10 protein-coding genes and 1 tRNA gene are annotated in these 12044 nt (G+C 28.7%); 2 read left to right on the top strand and 9 right to left on the bottom strand.

The features are described from left to right. Positions 1–26 precede the first annotated feature (26 nt). On the top strand, positions 27–794 hold the full coding sequence (locus AACL07_RS01905) for a phosphotransferase family protein (protein WP_338984185.1): 768 nt from the start codon (positions 27–29) through the stop codon (positions 792–794). Between the two features lie 3 nt (positions 795–797). Here AACL07_RS01905 and AACL07_RS01900 read toward each other — a convergent pair whose 3' ends face one another. From AACL07_RS01900 to rpsO, 4 genes are all read right to left on the bottom strand, one after another. Then, positions 798–1214, bottom strand: coding sequence for a hypothetical protein (locus tag AACL07_RS01900; RefSeq protein ID WP_338984183.1), 417 nt, complete (start codon positions 1212–1214; stop codon positions 798–800). A 32-nt stretch (positions 1215–1246) separates the two neighbouring features. Continuing rightward, positions 1247–1966, bottom strand: a complete 720-nt coding sequence (locus tag AACL07_RS01895) for a DxFTY motif-containing membrane protein (protein ID WP_338984181.1) — start codon at positions 1964–1966, stop codon at positions 1247–1249. A 65-nt stretch (positions 1967–2031) separates the two neighbouring features. Beyond that, a tRNA-Gly gene (locus AACL07_RS01890) sits at positions 2032–2105 on the bottom strand. A 53-nt stretch (positions 2106–2158) separates the two neighbouring features. Further along, entirely contained in the window at positions 2159–2425 is a 267-nt protein-coding gene (gene rpsO, locus AACL07_RS01885; RefSeq protein ID WP_338984179.1) for a 30S ribosomal protein S15, read from the bottom strand. Between the two features lie 405 nt (positions 2426–2830). Here rpsO and AACL07_RS01880 point away from each other — a divergent pair, with 405 nt between their 5' ends. Further along, entirely contained in the window at positions 2831–3673 is an 843-nt protein-coding gene (locus AACL07_RS01880; RefSeq protein WP_338984177.1) for a hypothetical protein, read from the top strand. 22 nt (positions 3674–3695) lie between these two features. Here the strand turns inward: AACL07_RS01880 and argS are convergent, their stop codons facing one another. The 5 genes from argS to AACL07_RS01855 all read right to left on the bottom strand — a co-directional run bounded on the left by argS (position 3696) and on the right by AACL07_RS01855 (position 12014). After that, positions 3696–5360: an arginine--tRNA ligase gene (gene argS, locus AACL07_RS01875; protein WP_338984175.1), complete on the bottom strand. Its 1665-nt coding sequence runs from the start codon at positions 5358–5360 to the stop codon at positions 3696–3698. 107 nt (positions 5361–5467) lie between these two features. Continuing rightward, a complete protein-coding gene (gene lon, locus AACL07_RS01870) occupies positions 5468–7840 on the bottom strand; it encodes an endopeptidase La (protein ID WP_338984173.1) in 2373 nt (790 codons plus the stop codon). 99 nt (positions 7841–7939) lie between these two features. Beyond that, the gene (locus tag AACL07_RS01865; protein WP_338984171.1) at positions 7940–9055 is read right to left on the bottom strand and encodes a DNA alkylation repair protein; all 1116 of its coding nucleotides are present in this window, start codon (positions 9053–9055) and stop codon (positions 7940–7942) included. A 114-nt stretch (positions 9056–9169) separates the two neighbouring features. After that, positions 9170–10459: a trigger factor gene (gene tig, locus AACL07_RS01860; RefSeq protein WP_338984169.1), complete on the bottom strand. Its 1290-nt coding sequence runs from the start codon at positions 10457–10459 to the stop codon at positions 9170–9172. Between the two features lie 49 nt (positions 10460–10508). Then, positions 10509–12014, bottom strand: a complete 1506-nt coding sequence (locus tag AACL07_RS01855) for a hypothetical protein (RefSeq protein WP_338984167.1) — start codon at positions 12012–12014, stop codon at positions 10509–10511. Between the last annotated feature and the right edge of the window lie 30 nt (positions 12015–12044).

The following is a 12044-nucleotide window of genomic DNA, read 5'->3' as shown; positions in this document are numbered from 1 at the left end:
ACTTTATAATTTGGTTGAGGAATAAAATGATGGACGGATTTACAAATAAGGTTGAACTTATAAATGAAGTTGTTAAAAAAACTTCTAAGAAGTTAACTTCAGTTTATTTAAATAAACAAAATGAATTTGTCTTTTTAAAAGAATTAACAAAAATAGATTCACCCATTTTTGTTAAGCCAATTGATTTCTCTTTTGAAAATGAAATTATGACATCAACATTTCCATTCCTAAAATCTTATAAAGATATTAGTCATTTTAAGATTGATAAAAACATTGTCGAACTGGTTTCAGACGGAATCAAATCAATACGCGAAGTTGAAATTAAAAATTTAGAATTATTTAATCATTTGAATTATTTACAATGATTTATCAATCACATCAAAGAACCTCTGTTCCCTATTGATTTAGATTTGAATATTTTTGTAGAATTAGATGAATTAGAATACATTTTATCTCACAATGACTTGGTTCCTGGAAATATTCTTTTCAATGGTTTAGACGACATCAAATTAATAGACTACGATTTTGTTTCATACAACAATATATATTTTGATGTTGCGAGTTTTATATGCGAAACACTAAACGATGATGAAGACTTAATTAAATATTTTATAAATATTTCAATCAAGAAAGGATTAATAAAAGAAAAAAGAATATTAAATCTTGAAATAAAATATCAAGATATTCTTTGATCGCTTTGAGCAAACTACATGTTTGAAGTAACTGGAGATAAAATATTTCAATCAATTTGTTTTGACAAAAAAGAAAGACTAAACAATCGTTTAGTCTATTAATTATTATTCAATTTTTGTTTCTTCTTTTGTTTCAATTTTTACAGGACTAGTTGTATCCGCTTCTTTTTCAGCACATAGAATTAATATTCCACCAATTAAGTTTGTTATTATTCCAAAAACTCCATTTACAACATATCTACTTGTAGATTTAGATTTTAATTCTTTTGCTGAAAAAACAATACTAATTATGCTTAAAACAGAATACACCAACATAAGTATCAACATAAATATAAGGACGACAAATCCACCAATTATATTGGCACCCCCATCATTACCTGTATCATTACCAAAAAGTAACAAAAGCGGAAACACAGTAAAAAGAAATAAAAACCCAAAAATAGCTAAAGCTATTGAGTTCATTGCGATGTTAATGATACATCCAATTTGATATAGTCCATCAAATTTATGTTTGTTTTTCATAATAATCCACCACCTTTTATTAATTAATATTATTATATATTATCTTTATCTTTTTGCCTCTCTAGCTCTTCTTTCTTATTAAGCGCATCAACCAATTCAGCTTCTTGTTGTAATTTTGATTGAACCTTACTATTTAAAATATTTAATATTTTTTGATCGTGTTCTTGTTGTGCTTGCAACTTATATTCATGCATTTCATGTCTTTTAACTTTTTTAATTTCTTTTGCGGATAAAGACTCTTTGTTTTCTTCTTTTCTTTTTAGAATTTCAGTCATTTCTTCTTCTTCTTTATACTCAAGGTTAACAACATATCAAGACAACATTGTTCCAATAATTGTTCCAACAGCACCTGAAGCAAGTGATATTAAAAATCTAAATATAACTTCTTTACCGCCCGTTCCTTTAAATACTTGACCAGTATAAAAGAATGCCACATAAATTGAAAAGAACGCAATTGAAAATAAAAATATATCTGCTTTACAAATTTTTAAAAAATAAAATGACAACGCTGATATTGTTGATGTTATTAAAACAATGATTGTAGTTATTGCTCTAAACAATTCACCGTTGCTTCCGATTGTCACTTCTACTGAAAAGCTAAAATCATAACCAAACAATAATCACATAATAATTCCTGGAATTAAAACACCTACTGCAATTGCCAATGTTACTCAACCAAAGTCAGTAATTAATTGTCTATCTCGTAACTCAACTGTGTTCAGTGTCTTTTCTTTTCTTCTTTTTAAGTTCATGTAAATAATACCTTTTATAAAATTATATAAAAAAAAGCAACCAAAGGTTGCAATTAGTTTTCTTTTGGAGCGGGTGAAGGGAATCGAACCCTCACAGTCAGCTTGGAAGGCTGAAGTTCTACCATTAAACTACACCCGCATATAAATAAATATAAACAACACTAAATTAGTTGTCAACATTTATTAATTGAATTATTTTCTTAATTCTAATTTTTTGATAATTTCTTTGTAACGTTTTACATCACAGCTCAATAAGTAATTTAATAATCTTCTTCTTTGAGCAACTTTTTTAAGTAAGCTTCTTCTTGATGTAATATCTTTTTTGTTTTCTTTTAAGTGATCAGCTAAGTTTGCGATGTGTCCAGTTAAAATTGCGATTTGCACTTCTGTCTTTCCAGTATCTTTTTGGTTTGAACCAAATTTCTTAACCAACGTTTCTTTATCTTTTTTTGAAACCATTGTATACCCCTATTTATTTTACGTTTTATACAAAGCTATATTCTTTCATGGGTTTTAATAATAACAATGTATAAATACCTTAAAATTATATACCAAATTAGATTAAATTTGAAATTAAAAAATGGTTTTAAAGTTATGCAATTCACTTTTAATTTTTGGATAACTATATAAAATAACTCAAAAGGGATAATTATGGTTGTTTTAGATAAAGATACAAAGCAAAAAGTTAAAGATATTATCAAAGATAACTCTGGTTAGTTTGGAGCAAAACCTACATTACAAGGTTATCTTTATTTACTTGTTTGCGTGGTATTGTTCCTTACTCTTTTGGGTCCTTGTTTGTTAATTATACTTTTTAACATTATTCCACTTAATGAAGATTATGATTTAAGCCAACTTAATACAATGATATTTTTTGTTATATTTTTACCAGTATTATTTGCTTGGTTATTCATTTTTTGAAGAGCAATTTATCACCTAACAAGGTTAAATGTTAAGCAAGGTGAAAAGCTTGCCGAATTATTAAGCCCAACTGCAAAAGAAATTATTGAACAAAAACACAGAAATATAAAAGTGTTGCACGTTAATTTAAACAACTATAGTGGGTCTAAAATTGAATATGAATATTCAAGTAATAAGTTTTGAGTTGATATTGATAAAGTTGTACATAAAAAATCAAAGCACTCAGGTAAGAATGCAGTTGATGACGTTGGTACTGGAGCTTCTGTAGTTGGTTCTATTGCCCTATCTGTTTTATTTGGTGATGCACCAGATTTTTTTGGCACTAGAGAACAAAAAAAATATATAACTACACATACTTCAGCAAGTGTATCAACAAACAAATTTAACTTGGTTGGTGACTTCTCATTTAAAAAAGGAACTTCCACTGGTTTAGAGAAAGCCAATACTGAGTCGATTGAATTCAATGAAATATATGCAGTTGAGAAAAACGATACAAAAAATACATTTTTATTTTTCACACCAAAAAATATTGAACTATTAATTACTAACAATGATTTATTTGCAAAGAAATATTTCACAGTTAATAACACTAGCGTTAAATATGAAAAATACAAAGAGCAAGGAGTTACTGGTTTTTCAAAAAGTGATATCTTGCAATATGAAACAGACGATCGTCGTAAGAAAAAACTGGCCAATTTCGCATGTAGACTTTTAGAAAGTGCGATTGAAATTTCACTAAGTGAGTTAAATCAAATTGCTAAATGTTCTAAAATTTTAGAAATATAAAAAGTGCTCTAAAAGCACTTTTTTACATATTGTTCATTACTTCAATCCCAATTAAATCAAATGAATTTGATAATACTTGATGAACTGCAGAAACTAAATTTAGTCTTTGATCTCTCAATTCCTTATCTTCTGTTTCAAATATTTTTACATCTGAATAATATGAATGAAATCTTCTTGCTAGGTTTTGGATAAACTCACATATTATATTTGGTAATCTCGATTCAGCTGAATAGTTAACTTCTTTTTCGAATGAATCAATCAACATTATCAATTCTTTTTCTTTTGTTTCAACCAATAGTTCAGCTTTTGAGGCGTTGAACTCTCACCCTTCTGCTTTAGCTTTTTCTAAAATTTTAAAACTTCTTGCCGTTGCATATTGTGCATAGTAAACTGGGTTTGTTGAGTTTTTTTGAACCGCAACATCAAGATCAAAGTCCATATGTGATGATGGTGTCTTGCTTAACAACATGTATCTTACGGAGTCTTTACCTACCATTTCGACTAAATCTATTAATCAAATTGCAGTTCCCTTACGTTTCGACATTTTAAATTCTTCACCATCTTTCATCAATCGAACCATTTGAATCATATCGATATCTAATGCATTGAAATCATGTCCTAACAATGCTAAACCAGATCTAACTCTATTAATATAACCATGGTGATCTCCACCTCAAAAGTTTACATATTTATTTGCTTTTGATCTGTTGAATCTAACATGGTGACAAGCCAAGTCTGGAGTTATATAAGTGTAATCGCCATTTGATTTTTTAAGAACCCTATCTTTGTCATCTCCAAATTCAGTCGTCTTCAATCAAAGTGCACCTTCTTGTTCAAAAATTTTTCCTTTGCTTTTATAAACGTCTAATGTTTTTTCAATAATATTTTTATCGTACATTTCTTGTTCACTTGTAAACAAGTCTATTCCAACACCAAAATCATGGAGTTGTTGCTTAATTGCTATCATAAATAATGTAATCGATTCAGATTTAAATTTCTCATGAACTGTGCTATCGTTTATTTTGTTATCTTCTGATATGTCAAATTTAATATATTTATCACCAAATTTATCAAGTAATTGTTTCGCAATTTCAATATACATATCACCACCATACATTTCTTCTGGTTTGTTAACTGGAGAATTTAATAAGTTTTTATAGTGGAAAAATAAAGTACATGCAGATATGTTAATTTGATTACCTGCATCATTTGTATAATATTCTGTTTCGACGTCGTATCCAGCAAACTTAAGTGTTCTTGCAACAGAATCACCAATTGCTCCATTACGTGCGTGCCCTACGTGTAAATACCCTGTAGGATTAGCTGATACAAGTTCTAAATTGTATTTAAAGTTTCTTTTTGAAGATGAACCATACTTTTTTTTCTTTGTGTTTACTTCAACTAGAATTTCTCTATTTAAAGACGAGTCTAAAAACATATTAATAAATCCTGGTCCTGCAATTTCAACTTTACTAAATACGTTTTCTTTTGATAGATCAGAAACTATTAATTCAGCTAATTCTCTAGGTTTTAAATTATTTGCTTTAGAATTAATCATTGCAAAGTTTGTTGCAAAGTCACCTTTTGACGCATCTCTTGTTTTTTCGATAATAACATTTCCAACTAACTTATGTTTTTTGATAACCATATTTAGTGTTTCGTTAATTTTTTTAATGTATATACTCATATTTTGTCTCCAACTTAATTAATTTAATTTTATAGTTTTTTATAAAATTTTATACCCCAAACTAAATTTTCAAATTTATTGGAATAAAAAAAGTCAGAAATTTCTGACTAATTTGTTGTTTGTTTTGTGCCTTCTTTCTTTTTAAACATTGGAAGTTCAGTTGTGTATTCAGATATTTTTGTACCGAAAACAATTTCATATACTTCTTCATATTTTTTAGCAAATTTTATTTCTAAGTTATCTTTTACAATTTGTGGAATTTCATCTAAATCTTTTTCGTTTTGAGATGGGATTACAATAGTTTTTAATCCCGATCTATGCGCAGCAATAGATTTTTCTTTTAATCCACCAATTGGTAAGACAAGTCCTCTAAGTGTAACTTCACCAGTCATACCAATTTCTCTTGACACTTTTTGGTTAGTTAGTGAAGAGATTATAGCTGTAGTGATTGCAATACCCGCACTTGGTCCATCTTTTGGAACAGCACCTTCTGGTACGTGAATATGTACATCATTTTGTTGGAAAACTTCTTTTGGGATTTGGAAACGTTTATAGTTTGCTTTTACAAAATCATATGCAATAGTTGCAGACTCTTTCATAACATCACCTAGTTTACCAGTTAAAACAAGGCCACCTTTACCTGGGAAGTGTGTAACCTCAATTGGTAGAATGTCTCCACCATATTGTGTGTACGCTAAACCAGTAACTACACCAGCTTCTGATTTTTCCGCTTGTTTACTGTGTTCAAATATACGTTTTTTTAATAAGTCATTAATCACTTCTGGAGTTACTGTCATTTCTGTTAATTCATTTTTCAATTTTTTAACAATGAATTTTCTAGCAACTGCCGCAATCAATCTCTCTAGTTGCCTTACACCAGCTTCTCTTGTGTAATATTTAACCATTTCTTCAATTGCTTCTTTTTTAAATTTAAGTTCTTTTGTAGTAATGTTAAATTCTTTTAAAGCTTTTGGAATCAAATGATTTTTTGCAATTTCAATTTTTTCAATTTCCGTATAACTAGACAACTGAATGATGTCCATTCTATCATATAGTGCTTCTGGTATGTCACCTGGGTAGTTTGCAGTTGCGATAAATGCAACATTTGATAAGTTATACTCTTCTTCAATAAAGTGATCAGAGAATTGTGAATTTTGTTCTGGATCTAACACCTCTAACATTGCTGCTGTAGGATCACCTTTTTGATCTGAACCCATTTTATCAATTTCATCCAATAAGAACAACGGATTTAGAACTTTAGCTTTTTTCATTCCACGGATAATTCTTCCTGGCATTGCCGCTACATAAGTTTTTCTGTGTCCTCTAATTTCGGCATCATCACGTATTCCACCAAGAGATACTTTTACGTATTCTCTGTTCATTGCTTTAGCAATTGATTTAGCTAGTGATGTTTTACCAACTCCTGGAGGACCAACCAATGTAATGATTTGCCCTTTTACACTTTGTGTATTTTTTCTTACCGCAAGATATTCGATGATTCTTTCTTTAACTTTTTCAAGACCAAAGTGATCTCCATCTAATACTTTTTGAGCATGTTCAAGGTCAAAGTTGTCATCTGATCTTTCATATCAAGGAATGTCCATCATTCAATCAATGTAATTTCGTAAAACGTTAGCTTCTTGAGAAGAAGCGTGCATACCCTCTAATTTTGAAATTTCTTTTAATAATCTTTTTTTAATATGTTCTGGAAAAGGTTCTTCTTCAAGTCTTTTTTTGTAAGCGTTCAGCTCATTTACTTCACCATCCAAGTCGCCAAGTTCTTCCTTTATTACTTTTAATTTTTCTCTTAAGTAATATTCTCTTTGTTGTTCATCGACATTTGATTTTATTTTTTTAGTTATATCTGTGTCGATTTCTGAAGTACTTTTTTTCTCAATTAATAGTTTTGTTATTATTTCCATTCTTTTAATTGGATCAAATTCTTCTAATAATTCTTGTCTTTTTGAAACTCCAATAAATGAAATAACTTGAGCAATTGAATCTACCAATACGTTTGGATCTGATGCTATTTTTTCATCTTCTAATAACATATCAATATTTTCTGGAAAATCCGCAACACCTACTGCTGCATCTTTTATAACTTTAAACATGTCTAATGCTGTTTCTTTGTTGCCTTTTTCTGTAGGTACAACATCATATTCTGCATATAGCAACCCACCTTCGTATGCTAAGTTTTTTATTGTAACTCTATCTTCTGGTGAAACTAGAATTGATTGTGTGTTGTCTTTTCAAACTTTTTTAGTTGAAAATGTTGCAACAACCCCAACTGTGAATACATCTTTTAAATCAGGATCATCCTCTAACGGGTTGTGTTGTGAAATAATAAGAATTTTGTTGTTATGTGTTTTTGTAGACTCAGCTAAAACAGCTATAGATTTCTCTCTACCTATTTCAATTGAATGTTGAACTTTGGGAAACAAGAATGTTCCTCTAGTTATCAATACTGGTAATTTGTTCATACGTACCTCCTAAATTACAAGATAATTTTAACACATAATTTAGCACTTGTGTTATTTAAGTGCTAAGGTTGGAAAAAATATTTATTTATTTTATTTGTTCTACAAATCCATCTTTTTATTAGCAAAAATTTCAAAGTCAATCGTGCCTTGTTTTACACCGTTTAAAATTAGTGTGATTGAATGTTTTCCTGGGTAATGCTTCCTTGTACTCAAATCTGCAAACGAGTGTTTTCGTTTTATTGTTTTTTTATTATTTTTTCTCAAAATGGATTCTGATATTTGAAATGTCTTAGACCTAGACTTACCATTAGCTTTTACATAGTTTATTTCATATTCAATTCTTATTTTTGATTGTTCTGTGACAATCACATCAAAAGAAAAAACAACTTCTTCTCCAATTGTTAAAACATAATTATTTAAAATAAAATTTGTAATTGTTACATAATCTGAACTTTCAAATCCAAAAATATCAAGCATACTTCTATTACCTTTTTTTAGAAGTGTCCTACAACCATGTTTAATTATTCAATCAGTATTTTTACTTTTTCCGTATCAAGATTTTGCAATTGACACAACTAAATCAGGATGTGTTTTTGAAATGTCGTTTAGATTATTTCCTACACTTTTACGAACATATAATGACGGATCATTTTTTAAGTTTCCCAAAATATCTAAAATTGGTGTCGGGTTTTTCTTAAAACTTATTAATGCATTACCTCACGGCAACTGAGGCCTACATCCTTCGCTTGCAAGTCTGCGAACATGTTCGTTTTCACTAGTTGATCATATGATCATTTGTTGAATCATTTTTTTCTCATCTTTTAAAATAAATGCCCTGACAGCAAACTCTGATGTTGAGTACTGTGTATATCTTTTTAAAGATTCAACTGACAAATCTCAATCACTATCACCTTGACCATATAATTCAACATAATCAGGAAAAGACATCAATACAAATGCACTGTATCCATTTGGGTACGTGATTATGGTATCGTTTAAAATATCAATTGCTTGTTCAAATTTATTGGGTAAATACTTATATAAATTTATTGTAATTTTTCTTATTCTAGCTTTTAATTCAGTTCGCTCTCATGTTTTATCAATAACATCATTTATAAAGTTGTGTGTTTGAAATGGTTCATACACTGATTTAACTCTTGCGGCCAATTCGCTAATTAACTCATAGTTAATTTTATTTTTTAGTAACTCAGCCATGTTCCCCTATTCCTTATTGTGATATTTTATTTTTATTGCTTATTCTATTAATTATAACTTTTATATTAACTTACCTCACTATATACAACGTCACAAAAAATAAAAAAATGGATATTATCCATTATTTTCAAATAAAAAGTCCACAATTTTTTCTTTTGCAATTTGCTCTTTAATTTGATCTTTTGTTATAAATTTATCTAAAGCATACTCAACTTCCATTCCGAAGTTTGCAGCAAATTTTTTAAGTTCTGAGTTAATTTCTAAATCTGTAATTTCAAATTTTTCATTGTTTCTGATTTCATCAGTAATTAAGAAACTTGATAATCTAGCTATAGCATCTGGAGTTAATTCACTTCTAATTGCTTCTCTTGTTAGACCAGTTTGTTTCATGTAATCTTTCATTGTAATTTGTTGACGTAAAACATTACCCTCAAATTCTCTGTATAAATCATCTATTGTTGATTCAATTGATGATTTTGGTAATTCAATTTTTGAATCTTGTTTGATTAATTCAATAACTTCATTTACAAATGCATTTTTCATATTGATTTCTTTTTGTGTAACGATTTTGTTTGACACATGAGCTTCCAATTCAGCAAGCGTAGTAATACCTTTAACGTTAATATCTAAAGCTAATTCATCATCTTTTTTCGGCAATATTTTTTCTTTAATTTCTTTAATTAATAATTTAAATGTCGCTTTTTTACCTGCAAGTTTAGCATCGTAATCTTTTGGAAACTTAACATCAATTGATGTTTCACCAAGTTTTTTGCCAATCATTCCATCTTCAAATCCTGGAATGAATTGTCCTGACCCAATAATTAATTTGTAATCTAATGCTTTACCACCGTCAAAGGGCACTCCGTCAACAAATCCTTCAAAGTCAAATACAACTTCATCACCCTTAACAACTGAAGCAGTTGCTGGTTTTGTTTTTTCAAGAGCTAATTTATTTCTTTCCGCATCAATTGACGCATCAATTTCCTCTTTAGTTGCAACGGGATCAGTTTTAACTAATGTTTTTGATTTTAATCCTTTGTACTTACCGATTTTAATTGCTGGTTTTAAGTCAAAAATAAATTCAATTATAAATTCAGTATCTGAAATTTTAATTGGCTTTGGTGATGGCGAACTTCATGGTTCTACATCTTTTTTTTCTTCTCTAGCAAAATCAAATAACGGTGCAATTGATAACCCCATTGCTTCTCTTAAGTATCTATCGCTTGTAACAAATTTTTCGATTTCTACAGCTGGTGCTTTACCTTTTCTGAATCCTGGAACTGAAACGGATTTTCTAACTTTGTTTTTACCACGTTCAACAAATTCTCCTCATTCTTTTCCATCAACAGTTACTGTTCAAATTCCTTGACCTGTTGATAATTCTTTTCTTTCCTTAAATTTCATAATTTCTCCTTAGTAGATAAAATAATTATATTATATTTAACCTCTATTATTATTTTTGATTAATGTTTTTATCAATGTCTGCAATTGCATTTTGAGTTTCAATTAATTGAGAGTCAATTTCAAATATTTCTATTTGTTCAAAAATTGTTGTTTTTTCATGTGTTTCTTGTTTTAGTTTAGATTTCTTTTTACCGGTTAACCCTGATTTTTTACTAATCAATTTATCTAATTGAATTTCATTTTCAATTGAACTTATTTTGTTATATTCTTTAATCGACTTATTTTTTAGCTTAGTTCTTTGCTCCTGAAGTTTTTCTTCTTCTCTTGCACTTTGTTCATTTCTTAATTTTATAATTTTGCTATTTTTTATGTTTAGTTTATGTAGTTGTCTTTTATATTCAACTTCCTGTTTTAATTCTTTTAAAACTTCCTTTTTAGCATCAATTGTATTCATTGAATTTTTGCTTATACTTTTGTTTATTATAGGCATCTTTTCTTTTAATATGACTTGAGGAGATCTTGAGACTTCTTCTCTTCTAAACAATTCATGCGCAAGCTGATACTTTGTGGAGTCTTCCTCGTGTACAACAACAATGTTTTGTTTATCATCAATTCCTAAAAAATTTGGTCTATCAAAATAATTTTTATCTAATTCTTCCGAGTCACTAGGACCTTTTAAACTATTTTTAAATTCTTCTGTGAAGAACTCGTGAGTGTAGGAATTTGATTTTGAGTATGTATAAAAATCATCAAGATTAACCGTGGCTAGTCTATCAATAATTTCTTCAGCCACTTTTGCTTCAGCTTCTCTTTGTTTTACTTTCTTTTTTTTACGTTGAGTGTCTGCTAATGTTTGTATTTCTTCAATTTTCTTTTCGTTAATTATTGATTTTTTCTTTAGTTTTGATTCAGCATCGTTACCATATAAAAATTCTAATAAGTGTGGATCTGGTGCCTGATTAATTTCAGTACTTTTTTCTGACATATTAATGTTACCTGCTGAATCAACGTTTTTTACATGTGTCTCTTCTGCACTTTTTGTTAGAAATGGTGACCTCATCGCATTCAATGTATTGTTTTCAACAATGTCATTGTTAGAACTCACAATGTCTTTTCTACTTACATTTGTATTTGCCATTCCACTTTTTTCTAACAGTGAAATTCTAAAATCTATTGGATCAATTAATTTCTTTTCAATACCTAGTCTATTTTCTCAATTGTTGATTGGTGATTGATTTCTGCTATTTTCTTTTTCAATTCTTGATTTTGTTATGTTGTAAAACACATTTCAAAAATTAGAAAACTTTTGATTGAACTGATGTTCTCAAAATTTAATTAATTCTTTTTTGTAGATGTTTTTATTATCTAATAGTTCAATTTTTGAATATGACGAAATCAATAGTTTAAAGTCATAATCATTATTTAATTCATAGTCAAAAATTAAATCCAAAGATTCTTTTCCATAATTTTGAGTTTTGTATATTTCATTTGGAGTCAATTTGTCTTGGACTGAACTGACTTCCCCTTTCTTATACTGTTTTATCGAACTTATCATACAAATATAATTATAATTTATTTTTATTGT

It is taken from the genome of Spiroplasma endosymbiont of Othius punctulatus (assembly GCF_964019505.1).
Taxonomy (GTDB): domain Bacteria; phylum Bacillota_I; class Bacilli_A; order Mycoplasmatales; family Mycoplasmataceae; genus TIUS-1.
This window is presented reverse-complemented; position numbering and strand designations above follow the sequence as displayed.